Here is a 25,139-nt window from a genome sequence, read left to right on the forward strand (position 1 = left end):
TTTCGCGTCAGTGCGCGAAGTGACGGGACCCCGTCAGGTACAGCGTGACCCCCGCCTCGCGGCAGAGCTCGATGGTGTCCTTGTCCCGGATCGAGCCGCCCGGGTGCACGATGGCGCGCACGCCCGCGGCCACCAGGATCTGCGGGCCGTCGGAGAACGGGAAGAAGGCGTCCGACGCGGCCACCGCGCCCTTGGCCCGGTCCCCGGCGCGCTCCACGGCCAGCTTGCAGGAGTCGACCCGGTTGACCTGACCCATGCCGACGCCAACGGCCGCGCCGTCGTCGGCCAGCAGGATGGCGTTGGACTTCACGGCCCGGCAAGCGCGCCAGGCGAATTCGAGATCGCGCAGGGTGGCCGCGTCGGCGGCCTCGCCCGCGGCGAGGGTCCAGTTGGCGGCGCTGTCACCCTCGGCATCGAGGATGTCGCGCTCCTGCAGCAGCACGCCGCCGCTGACCGGACGCAGCTCCGCGCCCTTGCGCTGGGCCGGATCGGCGATCAGCACGCGCACGTTCTTCTTGCGCTGCAAGACCTCCACCGCGCCATTGGCGTAGGAGGGGGCCACGATGACCTCGGTGAAGATGTCGGCGACCTGCTCGGCCATCTCCACGGAGACCTCGCGATTGGCCGCGATCACACCGCCGTACGCGGAGACCGGGTCGGTGGCGTGCGCCTTGCGATGCGCCTCCGCGATATCCGCGCCGACCGCGATGCCACACGGGTTGGCGTGCTTGATGACCGCGACCGCGGGCTCGTCGAAGTCGTAGGCGGCGCGCCAGGCGGCATCGGCGTCGGTGTAGTTGTTGTACGACATCTCCTTGCCGTGCAACTGCTTCGCCTGCGCCAGCCCGGTCGGACCGCCCTGGTTGGTGTAGAGCGCCGCGGCCTGATGCGGGTTCTCGCCGTAGCGCAGGACGTCGGCGCGCGCCCAGGTGCCGCCGATCCACTCCGGGAACTGCTGCGGCGCTTCGCCTTCCGGCGCGACGGCCGGAACCGCGACGCTGGTCATCCAGCTGGCGACGGCCACATCGTAGGTGGCGGTGTGCTGGAAGGCCTTGGCCGCCAAGGCGGTCCGCTCGGCCAGGGTGAAGCCGCCCTGCCCGACGGCCGCGAGCACGGTGTCGTAGTCGGCGGTGTTCACCACCACGGCGACCGACGGGTGGTTCTTGGCCGCGGCGCGCACCATGGACGGGCCGCCGATGTCGATCTGCTCGACGCACTCGTCGATGCTCGCGCCCGAGGCCACGGTCTGGGTGAACGGGTACAGGTTCACCACGACGAGCTGGAACGCCTCGACCCCGAGCTCGACGAGCTGGTCGACGTGCTCCTCCTTGCGGGTGTCGGCCAGGATCCCGGCGTGCACGCGCGGGTGCAGGGTCTTGACGCGACCGTCCAGGGTCTCCGGAAAACCGGTCAGGTCCTCGACTTTGGTGACCGGGATACCGGCCTCGGCGATCTTGTTGGCGGTGGAGCCGGTCGAGACCAGCTCCACTCCGGCCCGATGCAGACCGGTTGCCAGTTCGATCAGACCGGTCTTGTCGTAGACGCTTACGAGGGCCCGCTTGATCGGCTTGCGTTCACTCACCGGAGAACTCGCTCATCTGGGATAACTGCCTTTCGTCCATCGGAGACAATGCCTCGGGTAGCGACGGCGGCGACGACCTCCGCCAACAACCGCCGCTCCACGACCTTGATGCGCTCGTGCAGGCTGTCCTCGTCGTCGTCGGGCAGCACGGTGACCGCCTCCTGCGCGAGAATCGGCCCGGTGTCCACCCCCGAATCGACCAGGTGCACGGTCGAACCGGTGACCCGGACGCCATAGGCGAGCGCGTCCCGCACCCCGTGCGCGCCCGGGAACGCGGGCAGCAGCGCGGGATGGGTATTGATGATGCGACCGCCGAAGCGGTCCATGAACGTGGGCCCGAGAATCCGCATGAAGCCCGCGGAGACCACCAGATCGGGCTCGAACACCGCGACCATCTCGGTCAACGCGGCATCCCAGGCGGCGCGATCGGCGAAATCACCCAGCGCGACCTTGAACGAGGAGACGTCGAACGCCTCGGCGTGGTCGGTGGCGGCGCACTCACGATCGACTCCGACGGCGACGACCTGGGCCGGATAACCCGGCTCCCGGGTCGCTTCGAGCAGCGAGCGCAGCAGGGATCCGGTGCCGGAGGCCAGCACGACAATGGTCGCGGGCGCGGTCGGCGGCAGCAGCTGGGCGGGCGTGGACGTCAGCGCACTACTCCCTGGGTATCGGAGCGGGAAGGGACAGCGGGGTCGAATCCGCCGCCTAAAGAGTAACTATCGCCCGATTGCTACTTGTCCGGCAGGTCTCCCTCTACCACTTCCGCGTCCACGATGTCGGGGTTCTCGGACGATTTCACAGCGACGGCGGGCTCGTCGTGGTCGTCGACCAGTTCGGCCTCGAGCGCGCCGTCGAGGTCCTCGTCGTCGTACCAGCCGCCGTCGGTGTCGGGGTCGGCGGGTTCGGGCGCGTCGGGGTCCGCGTCCTCGAATTCCTCGTCGTAATCGTCGTATTCGTCCTCGTCGTACTCGTCGTCGTATTCGCCGTCGGCGTAGTAGTACTCGTCGTCCGCGTAGCCCTCGTCGTCGTAGTACGCGTCGTCGTACTCGTCATAGGCGAGCGCCGTCGCCGGTCCGCCGAACCACCGCGCGCCCAGCATGCCGACGTAACCCGCGACCGCGAGCCATGCGAAGACCAGCGCAGCGGCCACCAGATCCGGCGCGATCCGGCCGAAGGTGCCGAGCTCGCCCCCGGCCACGGCGCCCAGCAGCGCCACGACCACGGCCGCGACACCCGCGGCGGTCAGCGTCGCCCAGGGCGCTCCGGCCCGATCCCGCGAGGTGCGACCGCAATCCAGTCCGGACAGCACACCGATGGCCGCGGGCACGATGAGCAGCGCCAGCCACCACACCGCCACCGGACCCGAGGGCACCGCCGCCGACACCGGCACCGCGGGCACCGGCGCGCCCTCGATCCGGAACAGGCTCAACGATCCCGGGCCGATGTGGACCTGCCCGCCGACCAGCACGCTCACCGCGTCGACCACCACGTTCGGCAGGTAGGCCAGCGACAGCACGGTCAAACCCAGTGCGCCGACCGGATTTCCGGCCGCGCGATAGGTCTCGCCGAGCCGGGACCAGTGCGCGAACAGCGACACCACGGTCACCACGGTGGCGGTCAGCAGCAACCGGCCCACGGCCAGCATGCCCGCCCGCAGACCCGGAATCACCCAGTCCGGCAAGGGAATCTGCAACAGATCGGTGAAATCGCGCCAGCGCACCGCACCGATGCCGACGGCGGCGGCCAGCAGGTTCAGCCCGAGTACCCAGGCGAAGGCCGCCAAGGTGTTCGGCGGCTGCAGCGGCACCACGGCCGAGGCGTCGTCGGCGACGGCCAGGCACACCGCGGTGATCAGCAGCGGACCGCCCACGGCCGCCCCGACCACCCAGCCCAGTTCGTTGGTCTCGCAGTCGGAATCCGAGGCCACCGCGCTCTCGCGGGCCACCAGCCACAGCATGAGCGCGGTCGGCAGCAGCGGCCACAGCCCGATCCCGGTTTTGCCGATCACCAGCGGAACCTGGTGTACCGCAAGCCAACTCGCGGCAATGGCCCCGGACGTGCCGCTCATCGGACTGCCCGCCGCCAACAGCGTGCCGTACACCAGGATGAAGATCACCAGCATGGTGATGGCCGACGGCCGCGCGGCCACCAGCATCAGCACCCGGGCGCGTTCGGGGGTCAGCGACCCGAAACCGCCGCCCCGCCGCGGGACCGGCGGTCGCGGCGGCTCCTCCCGAAGCTCGGGGTCGCCCAGGCGAGCCAGGGCAGTTCTCGGGGCACTCATGGACAACCAGCGTGGCAGCATCTCGGAAACCGGGGGGTCAGGCGCGCCGGGCGGGCACACACGTAGTCGAATGGGGCACAGCCAAAGAGAACGGCCCCCGGTCACAGACCGGAGGCCGCTCCCACGAACCGAATTACTTGTCGTCCTGGCCGGGACGGAAGGCACGGGTGGCGTCGGCCGCCGGATCCGCCGACTGCTCGCCACCGAACGGCTGCGCCGGACGCTGCGGCTGGCTACCGAAGTGCTGGGTCGCGTCCGAGCTGCCCGCGGGCTGCTGCGGCGGCTGGCCGTACGGCGACTGCTGGCCGTGCCCGGCGGGCTGGCCCGGCTGCTGACCGTACGACGGCTGCGGCTGCTGCTGACCGTAGGTCGGCTGCGAACCGGTGCCGTACCCGGCGGGCTGCTGACCGTACCCGCCCTGCTGACCGTAGGAAGGCTGCTGACCGTAGGACGGCGTCGCGCCCTGCTGACCGAACCCGGGCTGCTGCGGCGGCTGACCGTAGCCACCCTGCTGGCCGAACGACGGCTGCTGGTACTGCGGCCCGGTGGTGCTGAACGGCTGCGGCGGCTGACCGTAACCACCCTGCGCCGCCGCCGGTTTCGGCTCCGGAGCCTTCACGATGCCCAGCTCGAACAGCAGGGCCACCACGGCCACCACGGCCTGCACCAGCGACAGGAAGATCAGCACCCAGCCGCCCCACTTCAGCGACACACCGTCACCGAGGTCGAAGGCGTTGAACAGGATGCCCAGGAACGCGGCGAGGGACGCGGCCGCGACGACACCGGTGTAGGCGGTGGCCTTCGGCAGCAGCGACAGACCCGCCAGCAGGCCCGCGAGCAGCAGCAGGGTCACCAGGGTGGCGGCGCCGGTGTTCTCGAACAGGCTGAAATTGGCGTCGCTGCTGCGGAGTCCGCCGCCGAGCTCGACCCCGGCGTAGGGCGCGAAGCCCAGCAGGAAGTTGATGACACCGAGGGCGGCCACGCCCACGGTGAGGAAGAACGGCAGGCCCTTGGCCGAACCGGCAGCGGGAGCGCCTGCGGGCTGCGAGCCGTATCCGGGTGCGGAGGAGGGCGTCGGCTGGGGCGCGTTGTATCCCGAGCCCCCGGTCGGGTATGACATGTCGTCGTCTCCTATCGAGTCGTGAGTCGTTCACGAACCTCCACCGACGCTACTGCACTTGACGATCGGGGGCACCACCTACCATCGGCCGTAGCCTTTCCGCAATACCCCATATAACGATCGAAGGCCGCCTGTCGAATTCGACAGGCGGCCTTCGTTATCAGCCGTTCGAGCGGGCCGAACCCACCCAACCCTCGGCCTGTGCCCCGCTGTCGTCAGACAGCGGGGCACGAGAACATCAAGCGCTGATGCTCGCCTTTTCCAGGATCTCGCGCGCCAGAGCGGCGGTCTCGGACGGGGTCTTGCCGACCTTCACGCCCGCGGCCTCGAGGGCGTCCTTCTTGGCCTGGGCGGTACCGGCCGAGCCGGACACGATGGCGCCCGCGTGGCCCATGGTCTTGCCCTCCGGCGCGGTGAAGCCCGCGACGTAGCCGACGACCGGCTTGGTGACATTGGCCTGGATGTAGGCCGCGGCCCGCTCCTCGGCGTCGCCGCCGATCTCGCCGATCATGACGATGAGCTTGGTCTCCGGGTCCTTCTCGAACGCCTCGATGGCGTCGATGTGGGTGGTGCCGATGACCGGGTCGCCGCCGATGCCGATGGCGGTGGAGAAACCGAAGTCCCGCAGCTCGTACATCATCTGGTAGGTCAGGGTGCCGGACTTGGAGACCAGACCGATCGGGCCCTTGCCGGTGATGTTGGCCGGGGTGATGCCGACCAGCGACTCACCCGGGGTGATGATGCCGGGGCAGTTCGGGCCGATGATGCGGGTCTTGTTGCCCTTCTCCACGTTGTAGGCCCACGCGTAGGCGGTGTCCTGCACCGGGATGCCCTCGGTGATGACCACGAGCAGCGGGATCTCCGCGTCGATGGCCTCGATGATGGCGTCCTTCGAGAAGGCCGGGGGCACAAAGGCGATGGAGGTGTCGGCGCCGGTCTTCTCCATGGCCTCGGCCACGGACGCGAACACGGGCAGCTCGACCTCGTTGCCGTCCTTGTCGACGTGCTTGACGGTGGTGCCCGCCTTGCGCGCGTTGACGCCGCCGACCACATTGGTGCCGGCCTTCAGCATCAGGGCGGTGTGCTTGGTGCCCTCACCACCGGTGATGCCCTGGACGATGACCTTGTTGTCCTTGTTGAGGAAGATAGACATGTTGGTTCGTGTCCTTTACTTGGCCGCGGCCAGTTCGGCGGCCTTGTCAGCGCCTTCGTCCATGGTCTGGGCGAGGGTCACCAGCGGGTGGTTGGCGTCGACGAGGATCTTGCGACCCTCCTCGACCTTGTTGCCGTCGAGACGGACGACCAGCGGCTTGTTGGCCTCGGCGCCCAGGATCTCCAGAGCCTTCACGATGCCGTTCGCGACCGCGTCACAGGCGGTGATGCCGCCGAAGACGTTCACGAACACGGACTTGACCTGCGCGTCGTTCAGGATGACGTCCAGGCCGTTGGCCATGACCTCGGCGGACGCGCCGCCGCCGATGTCGAGGAAGTTGGCGGGCTTGACGCCGTTGTGCTTCTCACCGGCGTAGGCGACGACGTCCAGGGTGGACATGACCAGGCCCGCGCCGTTGCCGATGATGCCGACCTCGCCGTCGAGCTTGACGTAGTTGAGGTCGTTCTGCTTGGCCTTGAGCTCGAGCGGGTCGGTCGCGTCGATGTCCGCGAACGCCGCGTGGTCGGGGTGGCGGAACTCGGCGTTCTCGTCCAGGGTGACCTTGCCGTCGAGGGCCAAGATCTCGTTGTCGGGGGTGCGGACCAGCGGGTTCACCTCGACCAGGGTGGCGTCCTCCTTGATGAACACCTCCCACAGCTTCTGGATGGTCACCGCGGCCGCGTCCAGGATGTCGGCGGGCAGGTGACCCTGCTCGGCGATGGAACGGGCGAACGCCAGGTCCACGCCCTTGACGGCGTCGACCGGCACCTTGGCCAGGCGGTCGGGCTTGGTGGCCGCGACCTCTTCGATCTCCATGCCGCCCTCGACCGAGCACATGGCCAGGTAGGTGCGGTTGGAGCGGTCCAGCAGGAAGGAGATGTAGTACTCCGAGGCGATGTCCTTGGCCTCGGCAACCAGGATCTTCTTGGTGATGTGGCCCTTGATGTCCAGGCCCAGGATGTTGTTCGCGTGGGTGAAGGCGTCGTCCGGGGTGGCGGCGTACTTCACGCCACCGGCCTTGCCGCGGCCACCGACTTTGACCTGCGACTTGATCATTACCGGCTTGCCGATTTCTTCGGCAATCGCACGCGCGTCCTCAGCCGTATCAGTGACGCGGCCCTCGGACGAAGGCACTCCGTGCTTCACGAAGAGTTCCTTCGCCTGATATTCGAAGAGATCCATGTACTCACCGTCTCGTCTGCGTTGTTGTGACAACGTCTTGGTTGGCGGCCCGTCGTCGGAGGCGGGTCGGCTCGGACTCTAATCAGTCACATGGAGCGGAAATCAGCCGCATACAGCCTAAGTGGCGCAGGTCACGGTACTGTCTCCGCGGTCCCAAAAAGCCCTTGTCAATGCTACTCATCGGTAGCTTGTTGGCCCGGTGCCAGGTGGAGCACAGGAATGCCGGAGAGTGACGCCGACTACTACGCGGCGTCGTCGAGAAACCTCACTTGGTTACCCCAAGCACAGTGAGCGCATTCCGTCGCAGGAAGTGATGAATGTCACACACATGTGTCGAACCATGTCCATCGCTTGCTGAGCCGCAATCGTTTCGTTACCGTCGTTGCGGTCGATGTCACAACCCGGTCACGGACAGGAGGACGGCAGGCTTGACGCAGCACAGCGCTCCCAGAGGTATGAGCCGCTCCGCAGGCGACTTGTCGGCCCCGCGATACTCCTCGGACCGGCGCAGATGAGCGACGGCCCCTTTTCCTCGCAGCACCGCCCCCGACGTGGGCACCGCTATCGCGAGGAAGCTGAGAATTACGGCGGCGCAACCACATTCGACGCGCCCTACTCCGCATCAACCGCGGTCGCCCACGGCGAATGGGGCGCTACGCAGGCATGGAACTCCGAGCAGGCATGGAACTCCGAGCAGGCATGGAACTCCGAGCAGGCATGGAACTCCGAGCAGGCATGGAATTCCGACGCGGACTGGAACGGCGGCCAGCAGTGGGGTGAGCCCCAGCAGCAGTGGGACGAATCCGCCTGGCAGTCGGAACAGAGCTGGGACGATCCGCAGCAGGGCTGGGACGATTCCAACGCCCAGACCACGGTGAACGGCTGGGCCGCACCGAATCCCAGCGATTGGGCACCGCAGTCGCGGACCAATTGGGATCCGACCGCGGACCCGACGCCCTCCGACGAGTATCGGCCGGTTTACACGTTCAAGACCGCGTCCGGCGAGAAGCTCCAGTTCTCCGGTGACGGCGCGCGCGTGAATCGCGCCGCGCGGGAAGCGGATTCCGCCGACGACGAGCGTCCGACCCGCTCCGGCGGCAAGCGGCGCGCGGGCGGCACCCACCGTCTGCCCGCCCCGCCGACCGCGCTCAAGGGCCGGGCCGCGGTGGTCGCGGTGGCGGCCGGTGCCGTGGTGGCCGCGGGCCAGGCGACCATCGAGGCCAGCGCCCACGACACAAGCAATGTCGACTACCAGGCCGCCAATCAGGTCAAAGAGGTCGCCGCGACCTCGGTCGTCGGCGGCGACGGCTCGACGGGTTCACCTCAGGTGGTGAGTCCGACCGCGCCCGCCAGCCTGGACCAGTTCAACGACATCCTGGAGAAGGGCAAGCAGTTCGCGGCCGATATGGCCAACCAGGAGGCGTCGAAGTACCGCCCGCTGTGGACGAAGTTCGCCAACGGCACCTTCACCTCCGGCTTCGGCATCCGCTGGGGCGTCGCCCACCAGGGCGTGGACATCGCCGCGCCCATCGGCACCCCGATCTACGCGGTGGCCGACGGCACCGTCCTCGAGGCCGGTCCCGCTTCGGGTTTCGGCATGTGGGTGCGCCTGCTGCACGACGACGGCACGGTCACCATCTACGGCCACATCGACACCGCCACGGTCTCCCAGGGCCAGCGCGTCCTCGCGGGCGACCAGATCGCCACCGTCGGCAACCGCGGCTTCTCCACCGGCCCGCACTGCCACTTCGAGGTCTGGCTCAATGGCGTCGACAAGATCGACCCCCTCCCCTGGCTCGCCTCCCGCGGCATCTCCCTCGGCCCCGAACGGGACTGAGAGACAATCGAACAGACGAAAGGCGCGCCCTGAGGGGCGCGCCTTTCGCGTATTCCGCGGCCCCGCGGCCCCGGAGCGGGGCCTGGCCGGACTCAGCGACGGTGGGAGCGGTACCAGTGGATGAGGGCGTCGGTGGAGGAATCTCCTTGCGGGGCGGGGTCTTCCGGCGACGTCAGGAGCGGCTCGAGAGCCAGCGCCTGTTGCTTGCCGAGTTCGACACCCCACTGATCGAAGCTGTCGATGCCCCAGATCGCGCCCTCGGTGAAGACGATGTGCTCGTACAGGGCGATGAGCTGTCCGAGCACGGAGGGGGTCAGCTGGGGGGCAAGAATGGCCGTCGTGGGGCGGTTGCCGGGCATCACCTTGTGCGGCACGATCTTCGGGTCGGTGCCCTCGGCGGCGATCTCCTCGGCGGTCTTGCCGAAGGCCAGCACCTTGGTCTGGGCGAAGAGGTTCGACATGAGGATGTCGTGCATGCTGCCGGTGCCGTCGAGGGTGGGCAGATCGTCGGTGGGCCGGGCGAATCCGATGAAGTCGGCGGGCACCAGCACGGTGCCCTGGTGCAGCAGCTGGTAGAAGGCGTGCTGGCCGTTGGTGCCGGGCTCGCCCCAGAAGATCTCGCCGGTGCTGGTCGACACCGGCGTGCCGTCGGCCCGAACGGATTTCCCGTTCGACTCCATGGTCAGCTGCTGCAGGTAGGCCGGAAAACGGGCCAGGTCATTGGAATACGGCAGCACCGCGCGCGACTGCGCGCCGAAGAAGTTCGAGTACCAGACGCCGAGCAGGCCCAGCAGCGCCGGACCGTTCTCGGCCAGGGGCGCGGACTTGAAATGCTCGTCCACCCGGTGCATTCCGTCGAGGAACTCGGCGAAGCGCTCCTTGCCGATGACCGCCATGACCGAGAGCCCGATGGCCGCGTCCACCGAGTACCGGCCGCCGACCCAGTCCCAGAATCCGAACATATTGGCGGTGTCGATGCCGAAGTCCGCCACCCGCTGCGCGTGCGTGGACACCGCCACGAAGTGTTTGGCCACCGCCTCCTCGCCGAGCGCGGCCACCAGCCAGCGGCGGGCCGCGGTGGCGTTGGTGAGCGTCTCGAGCGTCGAGAAGGTCTTGGAGGCGACGATGAACAGCGTGGTGGCCGGGTTCAGGCCGTGCAGCTTCGAAACCAGGTCGGCCGGATCGACATTGGAGACGAAGCGCGCCGAGATGCCCGCGTCGGCGTAGTGCCGCAGGGCCAGCGTCACCATGGCCGGGCCCAGATCCGAGCCGCCGATGCCGATGTTCACGACCGTGGTGATGCGCTCCCCCGTCGCACCCCGCCACGCGCCGGACCGCACCTGATCGGTGAATTCGCCCATGCGCCGGAGCACGTCGTGGACATCGGTCTCGACGTCCTGGCCGTCGACGGTCAACGGCTGCCCGCCCGGCCGCCGCAGCCAGACGTGCCCGACCGCGCGGTCCTCGGAGGTATTGATGTGCGCACCGGCGAACATGGCGTCGCGCCGCTGCTCGACCTCGGCGGTGCGCGCCAATTCGACCAGCAGATCGAGGGTTTCGCGCGTCACCCGGTGCTTGGAGTAGTCGATGTGCAGGTCCGCCACCTGGACGGTCAGCTCACCGCCGCGCGCGGGATCCTCCGCGAAGAACTCCCGCAGGTGTCGACCGGCGATGGACGCATGATGGTCGTGCAGTTTCCCCCAGACCGCCGACGCGGTGATGTCGCTGCTCACCCCGGCGAGGTTACAACGTCCCGGATCTGACGCGCAGGTAACAACAGACGATTCGCGAGCCTAGGCTGACCCTATGGTGACCGAAAGCGCCCTTCTCTCGTCCATTCCCACGCAACTCTGGATCGGCGGACCCGTGGACGCCACGGGAGGTGCGACCTTCCCGGTACTCAATCCCGCCACCGGGGAAGTCATTGCCCGCGTCGCCGACGCCACCCCCGACGACGCGGTCCGCGCACTCGACGCGGCGGTGGCCGTGCAGGCCGAGTGGGCCGCGACCCCGGCCCGCCAGCGCGGGGAGATCCTGCGCGCGGTGTTCGAGGCGATCACCGCCCGGGCCGAGGAATTCGCCCTGCTCATGACCCTCGAAATGGGTAAGGCCCTGCCGGAGAGCCGCAATGAGGTCCGCTACGGCGCGGAGTTCTTCCGCTGGTTCAGCGAGGAGGCGGTCCGTGTGCACGGCCGCTATCAGCCCGCGCCCGCCGGGACCGGACGCATTCTCGTGCACAAGCAGCCGGTGGGTCCGTGTCTGGCCATCACGCCGTGGAACTTCCCGCTGGCCATGGGGACTCGCAAGATCGGTCCCGCGCTGGCGGCCGGATGCACCATGATCGTGAAGCCCGCGGGCGAGACCCCGTTGACCATGCTGCTGCTCGCGCAGCTGTGCAGCGAGGCCGGACTGCCCGACGGCGTGCTGTCGGTGATCACCACCTCGCATTCGAGTGCCGTCACCGCGCCGCTGCTGAGCGACCCGCGTCTGCGCAAGCTGACCTTCACCGGTTCCACCCCGGTCGGCAAGAAGCTGGTCGAGCAGTCCGCGCACGGGCTGCTGCGCACCTCCATGGAGCTGGGTGGCAATGCCCCGTTCGTGGTCTTCGACGACGCGGACATCGATGCCGCCGTGCAGGGCGCGGTGCTGGCCAAGCTGCGCAATGGCGGTGAGGCGTGCACGGCCGCGAACCGCTTCCACGTACAGAATTCGGTTCGCCAGGAATTCACCGACAAGCTGGCGGCGGCCATGGCCGAGTACAAACTCGGCAATGGCGTGGACCCGGACACCACCCTGGGCCCGCTCATCAACGAGAACCAGCTCGACACCGTGAGCGAGCTCGTCGACGACGCGGTGGCCGCGGGCGCGCAGGTCAAGCTGGGCGGCAAGGCGCCCGGCGGCCCGGGCTGGTTCTATCCGGCGACGGTTCTCACCGATATCCCGCCCGCCGCGCGCATTCTGCGCGAGGAGGTGTTCGGCCCGGTCGCGCCGATCGTCGGTTTCGAGACCGAGGAGGAGGGTCTCGCGGCCGCCAACAACACCGAATTCGGCCTGGTCGCTTACGTTTACACGCGCAGCCTGGATCGCGCGCTGCGGGTGGCCGAGGGGCTGGAGACCGGCATGGTCGGCGTGAACCGCGGCGTCATCTCCGATCCGGCCGCGCCCTTCGGCGGCGTGAAGGAGTCCGGCTTCGGCCGCGAGGGCGGCTTCGAGGGCATCGAGGAGTACCTCGACACGAAGTACATCGCCCTGCCCTGAGCGCGAAAAGAACCGCCCCGGGGTCGAGACACCCGGGGCGGCCTTGGGGAAGCTGCACCGTGGAAAGCATGCAGCGTGGCTTGGTTGGGCCGCGCATGACGACACCGCTCGATGTATCGCATCGAGCGGTGCTGTTCGTTAACGAGAGATAGGGATCAGTGCCCTAGGCGGCCGCGGCCGAGGCGCAGCAGCAGCATGGCGAGGGTGTGACCCTCCTGGCCCAGTTCGCTGAATCGCTCGAGCACCTTCATCTCGCGGGAATGCACGAGCTTGGGCCCGCCGTTCGCCATGCGCGTCCGTCCGATGATGCGCGAGACCTCGGTGCGGCGCTTGATGGCGGCGAGGATTTCGGCGTCCAGCTTGTCGATTTCCAAGCGCAGCTTTTCGATCTCAGCCTCGGAGGGCAGGGCGGAGTCCGACCCGGTGGCGGACTCGGAATGTCCCGTCGTCGAGATGCTCATTCTTTCAACTCCTCGTGGTCCAGAACGTCGATCGGCGGGTGGACCCATCCTGTTACCGATCGGTTCTTCACCAAGAATCAGACCTGTTGGCCATACATTGTCCCCCCGGGGTCGGGCTCAGGTGCAATGCGTCGCCATCGAGCCGGTCATTCGACGAGTGTGCCACGCAGAGTGACCCAAGCAAAACAGCTTCGTTTGTGAATCTGCTGAGTTTCTAGAACCGGTTCGATTCACCGGGAGTTCGCCAGACCGGCACTTATCGGACACCTGTGCGATCCCGCCCGTCGCCTGTCGGTGCGCGCCGGTAGCGTGGATGGGCGATGAACACGACGGTGGCTATGGACGGGCAGAAGACCGAGCGGTTGCTCGAAGGATTGAATCCACAACAGCGCGCCGCGGTGATGCACACCGGCACCCCGCTGCTGATCGTGGCGGGAGCCGGGTCGGGAAAGACCGCGGTCCTCACCCGTCGCATCGCCTATCTGCTCGATGCCCGCGGGGTGCGGCCGGGCGAGATCCTCGCCATCACCTTCACCAACAAGGCCGCCGCCGAAATGCGTGAGCGCGTCACCGGACTGGTCGGTCCGCGTGCGGCCGGGATGTGGGTGTCGACGTTCCACTCCAGCTGCGTGCGCATCCTGCGCACCCAGGCCTCGCTGCTGGGCGGGCTGAATTCGAACTTCTCCATCTACGACGCGGACGATTCGCGCCGCCTGCTGGGCATGATCATTCGCGATTTCGACATCGACGCGAAGAAGTACTCCCCGCGCCTGCTGGCCACCGCCATCTCCAATCTCAAGAACGAGCTCATCGATCCCGAGCAGGCCGCCGCCGACGCCGATACCGAGGACGGCGAGCTGCCGCGGCTGGTGGCCAAGGTCTACGCCGAGTACCAGCGGCGGCTGCGCGCGGCCAACGCGCTGGACTTCGACGATCTGATCGGCGAGACGGTGTCCCTGCTGCAGCGGCATCCGCAGGTGGCCGAGTACTACCGGCGGCGCTTCCGGCACGTGCTGGTCGACGAGTACCAGGACACCAACCACGCGCAGTACGTGCTGGTGCGCGAGCTGGTCGGGCATCACCGGGGCGGGCTGTGGGGCGACGATCCGGACGAGGGCCCCGCGGACCGGGTGCCGCCATCGGAGCTGTGCGTGGTCGGTGACGCGGATCAGTCCATCTACGCCTTCCGCGGCGCGACCATTCGCAATATCGAGGAGTTCGAGCGCGACTTCCCGGACGCGGAAACCATTCTGCTGGAACAGAACTACCGCTCCACCCAGCACATTCTGTCCGCCGCCAACGCGGTCATCGCCCGCAATGAGGGCCGCCGCGACAAGAAGCTGTGGACCGATCACGGCGACGGCGAGCTGATCGTCGGGTACGTGGCCGACAATGAGCACGACGAGGCCTCGTTCGTGGCCCGGGAGATCGACCGGCTGGTCGATCAGGGTGAGGCCAACTACGCGGATGTGGCGGTCTTCTACCGGACCAACAACAACTCCCGGGCGCTGGAAGAGATCTTCATCCGAATGGGGTTGCCGTACAAGGTCGTCGGCGGGGTGCGCTTCTACGAGCGCAAGGAGGTCCGCGACATCGTGGCCTACCTGCGGGTGCTGGAGAACCCGGACGACGCGGTGAGCCTGCGCCGGATTCTGAACACGCCGCGCCGGGGCATTGGCGATCGCGCCGAGGCGTGCGTGGCCGTGCATGCCGAGCAGCGGAATATCGGCTTCGCCCAAGCGCTGAAGGACGCGGCGGACGGCAAGGTGGCGCTGCTCAATACCCGCTCGCAGCGGGCGATCTCGGGCTTCCTGGAGCTGATGGAGGAGATCCGGGCCGCGGGCGCACAAGAGGACATGGATTTCCCGGACGTGGGTTCGGTGGTCGAGGCGGTGCTGGACCGCACCGGTTACCGCGCCGAGCTGGAGGCCTCCGACGATCCGCAGGACGGCGCGCGGCTGGACAACCTCAATGAGTTGGTCAGCGTCGCACGGGAGTTCAGTTCCGAGGCGCGGAACAATGTGGAAGCCGCCCGGGCCGAGGGCATCCTGCCCGAGCAGGCCGAGGGCGAACCCGAGCCGGGCTCGCTGGCCGCGTTCCTGGAGCGGGTGTCGCTGGTGGCCGATGCCGACCAGATTCCCGAAGAGGGTTCCGGCGTGGTCACTTTGATGACCCTGCACACCGCCAAGGGCCTCGAATTCCCGGTCGTCTTCGTGACCGGCTGGGAAGACGGCCAGTTCCCGCACATGCGCGCGCTGGGCGATCCGACCGAGCTGCAGGAGGAGCGCCGCCTGGCCTACGTCGGCATCACCCGGGCCCGCAAGCGCCTGTACCTGACGCGCGCGGTGGTGCGCTCGGGCTGGGGTCAGCCGGTCTCGAACCCGGAATCGCGTTTCCTCCAGGAGATTCCGGGCCACCTGATCGATTGGCGTCGCCTCGAACCCACGCCGTCGCAGGCCTCGCGCGGCTTCCGCCGCCGCGGCGACGACGATGGCCTGGAACGCGATTGGACCCGCGGCGACGGCTGGTCCGACCAGCGCCCCGGCCTGCGCGACCGCGGGGAACGTCGACCCGCCCCGGCCGCGGCAAAACGCAACAACACCAATCTGGTGCTGGCCGTGGGCGATCGGGTCAACGACGACAAGTACGGCCTGGGCCGGGTCATCGCGGCCGAGGGCTTCGGCGACCTGGCCACCGTCACCATCGATTTCGGCACGGCGGGCAAGATCCGCCTGATCCCGAAGTTCAGCCGCACCCTGACCAAGCTCTAACCGGTCGGCACTGAGCTCTAACCGGTCGGCGCGGGTTCCGGCCGTGGGCGCAGCACCGCCCACGTGCCGGTGCCGAGGGCGGCCACGGCCAGCAGGGTGGCGGCACACAGGGTGCCGAATCCCGGACCGAGCCAGACCTCGACGACGGGCAGACGGGATTGGTAGAGATACGCGTTCAGCTCCGAGATCGCGATGAAGGAACCGTGGCCGAGGGTGATCGCGGCCAACAGCAGGGTGCCGGTGCGCAGCGCCGACCGCGCGGTGGGGAATCGCAGTTGCAGCAGCACCGCGAGGACCACTGTCGCCAACACGATGACCACCAGCCAGGGAAACACGAGCGGGCCGAGGATGCGGGGTTCGAACGCGGACATCCCGTACACGACGGTGCCGCCGCCCGTGCGGCCGTACCAATCGCGCAGGCCGTACGAATCACGCTGGGGGAGGCGCTCATAGATGTTGATCAGACAGCTGCCCACGAGGGCGGCGATCGCCGCCCCGGCGGCCAGCGGACCCAGGAGCCGGTCGGCCCGCGATATCGGCGTGCGCGCCGGGGGCGTGCGCGGGACGGCCGCGAGGACGCCGAGCGCGGTCGCGGCGCACCCGCACGCGATGATCAGCAGGGCCAAGGCCAGCCGGGCGACATAGACGGCGTCGACATACTCGCCCCTGGTCTCGTACCAGTCGGCGGTCAGTACGACCACACCGCGATACGCGATGCCGAGCAGCAGACCAATGCCCAGCACCCCCAACGGCCGGGCGGCAGTCACCCGGAAACGGTTGCCCGAGAACAGGAACCGCAGGGCTACCGCGATGGCGAGGATGCCGACCGCGAGCGGAACACGGACCTCGACGGCGACCCACACGGGATACCAGCGTGCGCCCTGCACCGCCCACAGCGCGACCACGGTCTCCAGCACCGCGAGGGCGGCGACGAAGGTGAGCAGCACCGCGAAGGCACGATCGAGACCGCTCACGGAATCCGCTGGGGACTCCGTATTTTCGACAGTGTCGGCCATGTGTTCTCCCCGAGCCGCTGATCGCTCCCTTCTGTTTACCCCGGTTGCCCCACCCTCGCAGCGAAACGATCAGCTGGTGTGGCGGCTGAGAACGTCGTAGGCCCGCACGGCGTCCTCGGGGAAGACGAGGATCTGGAAGCGGTCCTTGATGTTTCGCCAGCGGTGAATGCGGGTGCGCCCCATGGTGGCGCGGACGCCGTTGTCGCGCAGGAGTTGGCGGACGGTGCGGGCGGAGGCCATGTCGTAGACGGTGGCGGCGGCCACCAGCAGCCCGAATTCGGTGTCGTCGGTGCGTGTCCGGAGTTTCATCCTCGGCTCCCGGTGTCCTGCTTGGCCTTCAACATGGCGAGCTGTGCCTGTTCCTGCTCATGATGCTGGCCGGTGCGGAGCTCGCGCTCCTCGGGTGGGTCGGCGGTGAGGAAGCCGCCGAGTCCGGGTTTGCCCGCGGAGCCCAGCTTGCTCATCTTCTTCGGGACGGCAGCGCCCTGGTATGCCAAGGGAATCGGATGCCCGTGCTCGTCCACCGGTCCGAGCGACTGATGCACCTCGATGTACTCGCCGTGCGGCAGCCGCTTGATGATGCCGGTCTCGATGCCGTGCTCGAGCACCGCCCGGTCGCTGCGCTGCAGGCCGAGGCAGAACCGGTAGGCCACGGTGTAGGCCAGCGGCGGCGCGATGAGCAGCGCGATGCGGAAGAACCAGGTGGTGGCATTGAGCGACACGTCGAATTTCAGCGCGATGATGTCGTTCACGCAGGCGAAGGTGAGCACCAGGTAGAAGGCGATGGCCATGGCCCCGATTCCGGTGCGCACCGGCACATCTCGCGGCCGTTGCAGCAGATTGTGGTGTGCGGTGTCCTTGGTTAGACGCTTCTCGATCCACGGGTAGATCGGAATGACGACCAGCACGAGGCCCATCACCACCGCGACCCAGAACGGCGCGGGAATGGTGTAGCCGCCCAGATAGATCTCCCAGGGCGGCATGAGCCGGGCCAGGCCGTCGGTCCACATCATGTAGAAGTCGGGCTGGGATCCGGCCGAGACCTGCGCCGGGTTGTAGGGGCCCAGGTTCCAGATCGGGTTGATCTCGAAGAGCCCGCCCATGAGTGCGACGGTGGCCAGCGTGAAGGCGAAGAACGCGCCCTGATCCAGGGAGAACACCGGAATGATGCGCGCGCCCACCACATTTCGCTCGGTGCGGGCGGGCCCGGGGAACTGGGTGTGCTTCTGGTACCAGACCAGCGCGATGTGCGCGCCGATGAGCGCCAGCATGATGCCGGGGAACAGCAGCACGTGGGTGATGTAGAGCCGCGGGATCAGCACGGTGCCCGGGAATTCCCCGCCGAAGAGGAAGAAGTGGGTCCAGGTGCCGATGATCGGGACGCTCATGGTGATGCCGCCCAGCGGCGAGCGCAGGCCGGTGCCGGAGAGCAGGTCATCGGGCAGCGAGTAGCCGAAGTAGCCCTCGAACATGGACAGGATCAGCAGGATCGCGCCGACCACCCAGGTGGCCTCGCGCGGTTTGCGGAACGCGCCGGTGAAGAACACCCGGAGCATGTGAATGATCATGGAGGCCAGGAACAGCAGGGCGGCCCAGTGGTGGACCTGGCGCACGAACAGTCCGCCGCGCACGTCGAAGGAGATGTCCAGGACGCTGCGGTAGGCGGCCGACATCTGCACGCCGCGCAGCGGCTGATAGCTGCCGTCGTAGGTCACCTCCTGCATCGACGGCTCGAAGTAGAGCGTCAGGTAGATCCCGGACAGCAGCAGGATGATGAAGCTGTAGAGGGCGATCTCCCCGAGCAGGAACGACCAGTGCGTCGGAAAGACCTTGTTGATGGAGCGTTTCAGGCCCGCGGCCAAGTGATACCGCTGATCGGCGGCATCGGCGCGGTTCGCGGTGGTACTCATGAACACCAGACGTCCGCGGGCCTCGAAACGTGACAGTCGAATACGACAACTTGTCGTAGATCACACTTTCGATGACCACCGAGTGCGCGAGCGGGTGTCCGCTCAGCGCGGGAGCAGGTTCGACAGGGCCTCGTCGAGGGTCGGATACCGGAAGCGGAACCCGCTGTGCCGCAGCACCTCCGAGGTGGCGTGGCGGCCGGTGAGGCCGAGCGCGGGATCGGTGCGCAGGAACACCGCGCCGATCGTCAGGGCGGGTGCGGGCGTGGGCGGCGACCAGGGACGGCGCAGCTGCCTGCGCAGGGTGGTCATGAGCTCCTTGTTGCGGACCGGGAAATCGGTGGCCGCCACCAGGACCCCGTTGGGCAGGCTCACCCGGGGATCCAGCCCGAGCCCGGCGCGGACGATGGCCAGCCAGTCCTCGAAATGAATCCAGCTGAACCACTGGCGACCGGTGCCGACGCTGCCGCCCAGCCCCGCCTTGGTCAGTGCCGCCAGGCGTTTCAGGGCGGGCGCGTCGGGATCGAGCACGATCGAGGTGCGCAGGATCGTCCAGTGCGTGGCATTGGCCCCCTCGAAGGCGGCCTCCCAGGGTGCGGCCACGCCGGTCATCTGCGGCAGGCCGGGTTCCGGCAGCGGGGTGGCCTCGGTGCAGCGGGTCTCCCCGGCGTCGGCCCAGATGGCGGTGGTGCTGGCCTGGATCCAATGGTCGATGGGCCGGTCCAGGGTCTTCGACGCCTCCACCAGCGCCCGGGTCGAATCGACACGGCTGCGGCGCAATTCGGCGATATTGCGGGCGGTGGGTCGGCAGTCGACGAGCTTGCCCGCGAGATTGACGATCGCGGTCCGTCCTGGATTGCGCCCTTTGGCCGGAAAGGAAAGAGCGTCGGCCCACGCTCCGACGGTGCGGCCGTCCCATTCGTATTGCGGGTAGGGCAGTTCCGGCACGCTACGGCGGGTGAGAATGACCACGCGCTGACCGCGACAGGTCAGATCGGCGGCCAGGGTGCGCCCCAAAGCCCCTGTGCCACCGGCGATGACGACGGTCAGCGCATCCGCGGCGGGCTGCAACCCGGCCAACCGGGCCAGGCGCGTGAAGCAGGTGTGGGTGTCGGTCTCCAGAAGGTCGCCGACCACCTTGCGCATGACCGCGCCCGAGACGCCGGTGAAGGTGAGCTGCTGGGTCAGGTCGGTGCCGCCGTCGCGTGGCGTCAGCACCCAGCGCATGCGCATGGTGCCCGCGGGTTCCGGCTGTTCGATGGTGATCTCGCGATCGGGCACGAAGGTCGAGAGGGTGAACGGCTTCGCGAGCCGCCCGTGCACCGCCTCGGTGGCGCGCCCGCGCGGCAGATAGTCGCCGGTGACGCCCGGGGCCGGTGCGCCGTGCAGGGTCAGGGCCTTGACCGCCGGATTCCACTCGGGCCAGCGGGTCGGATCGCCGAGCACGGTCCACAGCCGCTGCGGCGGTAGCGCGATCCACTGTGTGTACGTCGTTGTACGAGGCATGAGCCGACGCTATAACCGCTGGGCCACGCCCGGAAGCGTGGCCTTGGTCGCACAGCGCGATGCCGTCGATTTCGCTACCTGGTGAATGTCGCGCGCACACCCGAGAACAGGGGGACGATTGTTCCGCGCCGATCGGCGCAATGCAGAACAGAGGCAAGTAATGAGCGAGAAGATTCGCATCGAAGGCACCATCGCGGTGCACAAATATGAACCCGTCCCCTACGAGCAGCCCGAACAGGGCCCGGTGCTCACCCGCATCCACGTGGAGGAGAGCTTCTCCGGCGGCATCGAGGGCGAGGGCGTGGTGGAGTTCCTCCAGTCCTCCAGCCCCGACGGTACCGCCAGTTTCGTTGGCATCGAACGCATTACGGGTTCGGTCGACGGCAAGTCCGGCACCTTCCTGCTGCAGGACGCGGGCACGGTCGCGGACAATATCGTCAGCGGCGACTGGTTCGTGATCCCGGGCTCGGGCACCGGGGATCTGACCGGACTGCGCGGTGAGGGCGGCTTCCGGGCCAATCTCGGCGAGGGCGCGCAGATCTGGCTGGACTACTGGTACGAGTGATGCCGGAGTCGGCCAAGAAGTCGGCCCTGATCACCGGGGCCGCAACGGGTATCGGCCGCTCGATCGCGGAAACCCTGGCCGCACAGGGCATCCGGGTGGCCATCAATCATCCGCACACGCCCGAACTGGCCGACGAGGTGGTCGCCAAGATCGAGGCGGACGGCGGCGAGGCCCTGGCCGTGGCCGCCGATGTGCGCGACCGCGACGAATACTCGGCCATGGTCGATCGGCTGCTCGACACCTGGGGCAGCTGGGACATCCTGGTCAACAATGCGGCGGTCGCCATTACCAAGCCCTTCCCGGAGATCACCTCCGAGGAGTTCGACCTGAGTTTCGCCGTGAACGTCAAAGGCGTCTTTCACGGCCTGCAGCTGGCGTGGGATCGGCTGGCCGACAATGGCCGGATCATCACCATCTCCAGCTCCACCACCGCCCTCATGCTGCCCGGCTACGCGGTCTACGACTCGACCAAGGGCGCGGTGGAACAGCTCACCCACATCCTGGCCAAGGAGTTCGGGCCGCGCGGCATCACCGTGAACGCGGTCAGTCCCGGGGCCACCGAGACCGAGACCTACCGCACGGGCAAGAGCCCGGAGTTCCTGTCCCGGCTGGAAGGTATGAGCGTGTTCAACCGGCTGGGCAAGCCGAGCGAAATCGCCGCTCTCGTCGCGTTTCTCGCCAGTGATGCGGCGAATTGGGTGACGGCGCAGAATATTCGCGTCAATGGCGCTACGGCCTGAACGTCCGCCGGACACACGGAAGTCCCGTTCGCGCAGTCGGTTCCATCCCGAGCGGCCGCGCGGCCGGGACCTCCTCCGGTATCGCTAGACCCAGATCTCACCGATGGGTGTGAGCTCCGTCGGCGCCGGGGCGGGCGTCGGCGGCGGGGTGCGCGAGAACCGGGGCGCGGGGGCGGGCTGCAGCATGCCGTCCACCTCGATGAGAGAGCCGCGGGCGCGCAGGTGTTCGTCCCGCGCCGCCTCGCTCCAGGTCCGGATGGGCGTGACGCAGGCGTCCACGCCGTCGAAGAGTTCCGCCCATTCGGCCTGGGTCTTGGTCGCGAACTTCTCGGCGAAGGTCTTGCGCAGCACGTCCTGTCCGGCCGGATCCATTTGGTGCGGCAGCGAACTGGGATCCAGTTCCAGCACGCGCAGCAGTTCGGCGTAGAACTGCGGCTCGAACGCACCGACCGCCAGATGCTTGCCGTCGGCCGTGGAATACGTGTCGTACCAGGCCATTCCGGTGTCGAGCAGGTTGGTGCCGCGCTCGTCGGACCAGATGCCGCCCTGATGCAGGGTCCAGATCGAATGCGCCAGCGTCAGCACGCCGTCCACCATGGCCGCGTCCACGACCTGGCCCTGGCCGGAGCGTTCCCGCTCGTACAGCGCGGTGATGATGCCGAGCACCAGGAACACCGAACCGCCGCCGTAGTCGCCCAGCAGGTTGATGGGCGGCAGCGGCCGTTCGCCCTTGCGCCCGATGCCGTTCAGCGCGCCGGTGAGCCCGATGTAGTTGATGTCGTGCCCGGCCCGGTCCGCGCGCGGGCCGTCCTGGCCCCACCCGGTCATGCGCCCGTAGATCAGTCGCGGATTCCGCACGAGCAGCTCGTCGGGCCCGAGCCCGAGCCGCTCCACCACGCCGGGCCGAAAGCCCTCGATGACCACGTCGGCCTTGTCGATCAGCCCCTTGACCGCCGCGATCTCGTCCGCGTCCTTGAAATTCGCCTGCACGACCGTCCGCCCGCGCAGCTGCGCCCGCATGGGCCCGGCCGTCGACCCGTCCCCGGGCCGTTGCACCCGCACCACATCCGCGCCCAGATCGGCCAGCATCATGCCCGCGTGCGGTCCGGGCCCGATGCTCGCCAGCTCGACAATGCGCACACCGGCCAATGGCCCCTTGCTCACACCCACTCGCAACCCCCTGAGGTTTCGACGAATACCCCGCAGAGTAGAACACGTTCTACAAGGCTTCGCCACCTCCCGCCCCGGCCCGAGGACAGGCCCTAGGCTCGGGCCATGAGCGATTCGATCTGGCCGCGCGGCGTCTCCGCCCCCGCGGCGCGCGCCCTCGCCGCCGCCGGATACTACAGCCTGGACCAGCTGGCCGGAGTCGACGAGAACGAGCTCCTCGCCCTGCACGGCTTCGGCCCCAAGGCCATTCGCGTCCTGCGTGAGGCGCTGCGGGCCCGGGGGCTCGACTTCGCCTGAAGCGCGCTCAGTCGAGGTAGGCGCGCTGGATGATGGCTTCGGTGTCCACGCCGGTGGGCAGGGTGCCGAAGGCGATGCCCCAGTCGCCGCCGAAGCGGGTGCCGCAGAAGGCATCCGCGACGGACTGGTGGCCGTGGCGGACCAACTGCGCGCCCTGCAGGACCAGGGCCATGAGCTCGACGACACGGCGGGCTCGGTATTCGATGTCGGCGAAGTCGGTGAGTTCCTTGCCGATTCGGTCGATGGCCGCGTCCAGGTGACGGTTCGCGCCGCGCGCCAGGTTCACCTCGGCGAAGAACGCCTCGACGGTTTCGGGCTGACGGCCCATGGCGCGCAAGGCATCCAGCGCGGCCACATTGCCGGAGCCCTCCCAGATGGACATGAGCGGGGCCTCGCGGTAGAGCCGCGGCATACCGGATTCCTCGGCATAGCCGTTGCCGCCGAAGCATTCCAGCGCCTCGGCCGCGTGGGCGGGGGCGCGCTTGCACACCCAGTACTTGGTGACCGCCAGCGCGATGCGACGCAGGGCCGCCTCGGCCGGATCCGACTCGGCGCGGTCGGTGGCCCCGGCGAGCCGCATCATGATCGTGGTCGCGGCCTCGGATTCGATCACCAGGTCCGCCAACACATTGCGCATGGCGGGCTGATCGACGAGGTACTTGCCGAACGCCTTGCGATGCCGGGCGTGGTGGGTGGCGAAGACCGCGCCGGTGCGCATGCCGGTGGCCGAGCCGATCACACAGTCCAGACGGGTCATATTGACCATTTCGATAATGGTCTTCACGCCCGCGCCCTCCTGGCCCACCAGCCAGCCGACGGCGTTCTCGTACTCCAGTTCGGAGGAGGCGTTGGACTTGTTGCCCAGCTTGTCCTTCAGCCGCTGGATGCGCAGCGCGTTGCGGGTGTCGTCGGGCAGCACCCGGGGCAGCAGGAAGCAGGACAGGCCGCCCGGGGCCTGCGCCAGGGTCAGGAACATGTCGCCCATGGGGTGCGAGGTGAACCACTTGTGGCCGACGATGCGGTACGAGCTGTCGGATTGCGGTGTGGCCGTGGTGGTATTGGCGCGGACGTCGGAGCCGCCCTGCTTCTCGGTCATGGACATGCCCGCGATGAGACCGGCCTTGGTGGAGGGCTCACGCAGGCCGAAATCGTAGGTGCGAGAGGCCAATAGCGGCTCGTAGCGGGCCGACAGCTCCGGATTGTGGCGCAGCGCGGGCACGACGGCGTAGGTCATGGAGATCGGGCACATGTGCCCGGCGTCGGCGATGCCCCAGGTGTAGAACTTGGCGGCGCGGGCGACATGCGCGCCGGGTCGGTCGTCCTGCCACGGCGTGCCGTGCAGGCCATGGGCGACAGCGACTTCCATGAGATTGTGCCAGTACGGGTGGAATTCCACCTCGTCGATGCGATTGCCGTAGCGGTCGTGGGTGTGCAGGACCGGCGGGTACTCGTTGGCCAGCCGCCCCCACTCCTGCGCCTCCACGCTGCCCGCGAGCACGCCCAGTTCCCGCACCTCGGCCTCGGCCCAGCCCGCGCCCTCGCGGTGCAGGCCCTCGAGCAGCGCCGGATTGCGCGAATTGTCGAAGGGGGCGATGGGCGGCACCTGATTGAAGACGTCATGGGTGTGCATGGCGGGGTGACTCCTGTTCCTGGGGGACGCCGAGCGCGCGCAGCGCGAAGGCGACGAGTTCCGGCAGCACCGATTCGCTCTCCAGCTGTTCCGACAGCGGGCCGACCAGCACCTCGCCGATGGCCCCGACCAGGGCGGTGGCGGAGGTGCGCGGATCCTGCGGCGGCAGTTGACCACTCGCGACACCGTCGGCGATGGCGCTGACATAGGTCTGCGCGAAGGCCCGCCGGAAGCGCAGGCGCTCGGCGTCAACGGCGGTATCCACGGGCTCGGCGAGCAGCACGTAGGCGAGTTTGGGGTTCTTGAGGGCTCGGCTGGCGAAGGTTTCGACGGCGGCGGTGACGCGGTCGCGGGCGGTGCGCCCCTCCCCCGCCGCCCCGGCCGCGGCGACGGCGTCGACCTCGCGGGTGACGACCTCGCGGAAGACGGCGGTCACCAATTCGGCCTTGCCGCTGAAGTTCTTGTAGACGGTGCCGGTGGCGACCCCGGCCTCGGCGGCGACCGCGGCCATGGACAGTCCGGCGAAGCCGTCGCGGGAGAGGACGGTCATGGCGGCGCGCACGATCGAGCCCGCCTGCGCGTCCAGGCGCGCCTGGACAGCGGGGGTTCTGCGGTAGGCCATGCAAGAAGTGAACCACCGATTCATTTCTTGACGCA

The 25,139-nt window shown here is 68.4% G+C and carries 21 protein-coding genes; 6 read left to right on the forward strand and 15 right to left on the reverse strand.

The genetic code is table 11. The annotated features are described in order from the left end of the window. Positions 1-7: 7 nt before the first annotated feature. The 6 genes from purH to sucC form a co-directional block, all read right to left on the reverse strand. Positions 8-1,582: a bifunctional phosphoribosylaminoimidazolecarboxamide formyltransferase/IMP cyclohydrolase gene (purH, locus tag VMT40_RS20910; RefSeq protein ID WP_326360104.1), complete on the reverse strand. Its 1,575-nt coding sequence runs from the start codon at positions 1,580-1,582 to the stop codon at positions 8-10. Further along, on the reverse strand, positions 1,579-2,235 hold the full coding sequence (purN, locus tag VMT40_RS20915; protein ID WP_326360282.1) for a phosphoribosylglycinamide formyltransferase: 657 nt from the start codon (positions 2,233-2,235) through the stop codon (positions 1,579-1,581). The genes purH and purN overlap by 4 nt, the downstream gene beginning before the upstream one ends. An 80-nt stretch (positions 2,236-2,315) precedes the next feature. Next, positions 2,316-3,869 carry a cell division protein PerM gene (locus VMT40_RS20920; RefSeq protein ID WP_326360105.1) on the reverse strand — a complete coding sequence of 518 codons (1,554 nt, stop codon included), beginning with the start codon at positions 3,867-3,869 and terminating at the stop codon, positions 2,316-2,318. A 133-nt stretch (positions 3,870-4,002) separates the two neighbouring features. Beyond that, positions 4,003-4,989, reverse strand: a complete 987-nt coding sequence (locus tag VMT40_RS20925; RefSeq protein WP_326360106.1) for a DUF5336 domain-containing protein — start codon at positions 4,987-4,989, stop codon at positions 4,003-4,005. A gap of 238 nt (positions 4,990-5,227) precedes the next feature. Beyond that, positions 5,228-6,142, reverse strand: a complete 915-nt coding sequence (gene sucD / locus VMT40_RS20930; protein ID WP_326360107.1) for a succinate--CoA ligase subunit alpha — start codon at positions 6,140-6,142, stop codon at positions 5,228-5,230. Positions 6,143-6,157: 15 nt separating this feature from the next. After that, positions 6,158-7,324, reverse strand: a complete 1,167-nt coding sequence (gene sucC / locus VMT40_RS20935) for an ADP-forming succinate--CoA ligase subunit beta (protein ID WP_326360109.1) — start codon at positions 7,322-7,324, stop codon at positions 6,158-6,160. 511 nt (positions 7,325-7,835) lie between these two features. Here sucC and VMT40_RS20940 point away from each other — a divergent pair. Beyond that, positions 7,836-9,161 (forward strand): M23 family metallopeptidase, encoded by a 1,326-nt coding sequence (locus tag VMT40_RS20940; protein WP_326360110.1) that lies wholly within the window; start codon positions 7,836-7,838, stop codon positions 9,159-9,161. 92 nt (positions 9,162-9,253) lie between these two features. On the opposite strand, the gene pgi is transcribed toward VMT40_RS20940, so the two are convergent. Then, positions 9,254-10,894, reverse strand: coding sequence for a glucose-6-phosphate isomerase (gene pgi / locus VMT40_RS20945; RefSeq protein ID WP_326360111.1), 1,641 nt, complete (start codon positions 10,892-10,894; stop codon positions 9,254-9,256). 73 nt (positions 10,895-10,967) lie between these two features. Here pgi and VMT40_RS20950 point away from each other — a divergent pair, with 73 nt between their 5' ends. Then, entirely contained in the window at positions 10,968-12,419 is a 1,452-nt protein-coding gene (locus VMT40_RS20950; RefSeq protein WP_326360112.1) for an NAD-dependent succinate-semialdehyde dehydrogenase, read from the forward strand. Between the two features lie 155 nt (positions 12,420-12,574). On the opposite strand, the gene VMT40_RS20955 is transcribed toward VMT40_RS20950, so the two are convergent. Further along, complete coding sequence (locus VMT40_RS20955) at positions 12,575-12,880, reverse strand: chorismate mutase (RefSeq protein WP_033085726.1); 306 nt, start codon at positions 12,878-12,880, stop codon at positions 12,575-12,577. A gap of 320 nt (positions 12,881-13,200) precedes the next feature. Between VMT40_RS20955 and pcrA the strand changes: the two genes are divergently transcribed. Further along, positions 13,201-15,651 carry a DNA helicase PcrA gene (gene pcrA / locus VMT40_RS20960; protein WP_326360113.1) on the forward strand — a complete coding sequence of 817 codons (2,451 nt, stop codon included), beginning with the start codon at positions 13,201-13,203 and terminating at the stop codon, positions 15,649-15,651. Between the two features lie 17 nt (positions 15,652-15,668). Here pcrA and VMT40_RS20965 read toward each other — a convergent pair whose 3' ends face one another. From VMT40_RS20965 to VMT40_RS20980, 4 genes are all read right to left on the reverse strand, one after another. After that, positions 15,669-16,667 carry a hypothetical protein gene (locus VMT40_RS20965; protein WP_326360115.1) on the reverse strand — a complete coding sequence of 333 codons (999 nt, stop codon included), beginning with the start codon at positions 16,665-16,667 and terminating at the stop codon, positions 15,669-15,671. Between the two features lie 69 nt (positions 16,668-16,736). Further along, the gene (locus VMT40_RS20970) at positions 16,737-16,976 is read right to left on the reverse strand and encodes a hypothetical protein (RefSeq protein ID WP_326360116.1); all 240 of its coding nucleotides are present in this window, start codon (positions 16,974-16,976) and stop codon (positions 16,737-16,739) included. Next, positions 16,973-18,577 (reverse strand): cytochrome bc1 complex cytochrome b subunit, encoded by a 1,605-nt coding sequence (gene qcrB, locus VMT40_RS20975; RefSeq protein WP_326360118.1) that lies wholly within the window; start codon positions 18,575-18,577, stop codon positions 16,973-16,975. The genes VMT40_RS20970 and qcrB overlap by 4 nt, the downstream gene beginning before the upstream one ends. 102 nt (positions 18,578-18,679) lie before the next feature. Then, complete coding sequence (locus tag VMT40_RS20980) at positions 18,680-20,080, reverse strand: DUF1731 domain-containing protein (protein ID WP_326360120.1); 1,401 nt, start codon at positions 20,078-20,080, stop codon at positions 18,680-18,682. A gap of 160 nt (positions 20,081-20,240) precedes the next feature. Between VMT40_RS20980 and VMT40_RS20985 the strand changes: the two genes are divergently transcribed. Both VMT40_RS20985 and VMT40_RS20990 read left to right on the forward strand, forming a co-directional pair. Beyond that, positions 20,241-20,645 (forward strand): DUF3224 domain-containing protein, encoded by a 405-nt coding sequence (locus VMT40_RS20985; protein WP_326360121.1) that lies wholly within the window; start codon positions 20,241-20,243, stop codon positions 20,643-20,645. Further along, positions 20,645-21,385 (forward strand): SDR family oxidoreductase, encoded by a 741-nt coding sequence (locus VMT40_RS20990; protein ID WP_326360122.1) that lies wholly within the window; start codon positions 20,645-20,647, stop codon positions 21,383-21,385. Before VMT40_RS20985 ends, VMT40_RS20990 begins: the two co-directional genes overlap by 1 nt. A gap of 84 nt (positions 21,386-21,469) precedes the next feature. On the opposite strand, the gene VMT40_RS20995 is transcribed toward VMT40_RS20990, so the two are convergent. Next, the gene (locus VMT40_RS20995; RefSeq protein ID WP_326360124.1) at positions 21,470-22,561 is read right to left on the reverse strand and encodes a CaiB/BaiF CoA transferase family protein; all 1,092 of its coding nucleotides are present in this window, start codon (positions 22,559-22,561) and stop codon (positions 21,470-21,472) included. Positions 22,562-22,660: 99 nt separating this feature from the next. Here VMT40_RS20995 and VMT40_RS21000 point away from each other — a divergent pair, with 99 nt between their 5' ends. Further along, positions 22,661-22,852 (forward strand): helix-hairpin-helix domain-containing protein, encoded by a 192-nt coding sequence (locus VMT40_RS21000; protein WP_326360126.1) that lies wholly within the window; start codon positions 22,661-22,663, stop codon positions 22,850-22,852. 7 nt (positions 22,853-22,859) lie between these two features. Here VMT40_RS21000 and VMT40_RS21005 read toward each other — a convergent pair whose 3' ends face one another. Beyond that, positions 22,860-24,482 carry an acyl-CoA dehydrogenase family protein gene (locus VMT40_RS21005; RefSeq protein ID WP_326360128.1) on the reverse strand — a complete coding sequence of 541 codons (1,623 nt, stop codon included), beginning with the start codon at positions 24,480-24,482 and terminating at the stop codon, positions 22,860-22,862. After that, positions 24,469-25,104: a TetR/AcrR family transcriptional regulator gene (locus VMT40_RS21010; RefSeq protein ID WP_326360129.1), complete on the reverse strand. Its 636-nt coding sequence runs from the start codon at positions 25,102-25,104 to the stop codon at positions 24,469-24,471. The genes VMT40_RS21005 and VMT40_RS21010 overlap by 14 nt, the downstream gene beginning before the upstream one ends. Between the last annotated feature and the right edge of the window lie 35 nt (positions 25,105-25,139).

The sequence above is a fragment of the Nocardia sp. CDC160 genome (assembly GCF_035818795.1).
Classification (GTDB): Bacteria; Actinomycetota; Actinomycetes; order Mycobacteriales; family Mycobacteriaceae; genus Nocardia.

Excerpts from the sequence above, each read along its gene's own strand:
- VMT40_RS20980 (WP_326360120.1), bottom strand. The coding sequence starts at position 20,080 with ATGCCTCGTACAACGACGTACACACAGTGGATCGCGCTACCGCCGCAG.
- VMT40_RS20990 (WP_326360122.1), top strand. The coding sequence starts at position 20,645 with ATGCCGGAGTCGGCCAAGAAGTCGGCCCTGATCACCGGGGCCGCAACG.
- VMT40_RS21010 (WP_326360129.1), bottom strand. The coding sequence starts at position 25,104 with ATGGCCTACCGCAGAACCCCCGCTGTCCAGGCGCGCCTGGACGCGCAG.
- VMT40_RS20950 (WP_326360112.1), top strand. The coding sequence starts at position 10,968 with ATGGTGACCGAAAGCGCCCTTCTCTCGTCCATTCCCACGCAACTCTGG.
- VMT40_RS20970 (WP_326360116.1), bottom strand. The coding sequence starts at position 16,976 with ATGAAACTCCGGACACGCACCGACGACACCGAATTCGGGCTGCTGGTG.
- VMT40_RS20955 (WP_033085726.1), bottom strand. The coding sequence starts at position 12,880 with ATGAGCATCTCGACGACGGGACATTCCGAGTCCGCCACCGGGTCGGAC.
- sucC (WP_326360109.1), bottom strand. The coding sequence starts at position 7,324 with ATGGATCTCTTCGAATATCAGGCGAAGGAACTCTTCGTGAAGCACGGA.
- VMT40_RS20940 (WP_326360110.1), top strand. The coding sequence starts at position 7,836 with ATGAGCGACGGCCCCTTTTCCTCGCAGCACCGCCCCCGACGTGGGCAC.
- VMT40_RS20965 (WP_326360115.1), bottom strand. The coding sequence starts at position 16,667 with ATGGCCGACACTGTCGAAAATACGGAGTCCCCAGCGGATTCCGTGAGC.
- pcrA (WP_326360113.1), top strand. The coding sequence starts at position 13,201 with ATGAACACGACGGTGGCTATGGACGGGCAGAAGACCGAGCGGTTGCTC.
- VMT40_RS20985 (WP_326360121.1), top strand. The coding sequence starts at position 20,241 with ATGAGCGAGAAGATTCGCATCGAAGGCACCATCGCGGTGCACAAATAT.
- VMT40_RS21005 (WP_326360128.1), bottom strand. The coding sequence starts at position 24,482 with ATGCACACCCATGACGTCTTCAATCAGGTGCCGCCCATCGCCCCCTTC.
- qcrB (WP_326360118.1), bottom strand. The coding sequence starts at position 18,577 with ATGAGTACCACCGCGAACCGCGCCGATGCCGCCGATCAGCGGTATCAC.
- VMT40_RS20920 (WP_326360105.1), bottom strand. The coding sequence starts at position 3,869 with ATGAGTGCCCCGAGAACTGCCCTGGCTCGCCTGGGCGACCCCGAGCTT.
- VMT40_RS20925 (WP_326360106.1), bottom strand. The coding sequence starts at position 4,989 with ATGTCATACCCGACCGGGGGCTCGGGATACAACGCGCCCCAGCCGACG.
- VMT40_RS21000 (WP_326360126.1), top strand. The coding sequence starts at position 22,661 with ATGAGCGATTCGATCTGGCCGCGCGGCGTCTCCGCCCCCGCGGCGCGC.
- sucD (WP_326360107.1), bottom strand. The coding sequence starts at position 6,142 with ATGTCTATCTTCCTCAACAAGGACAACAAGGTCATCGTCCAGGGCATC.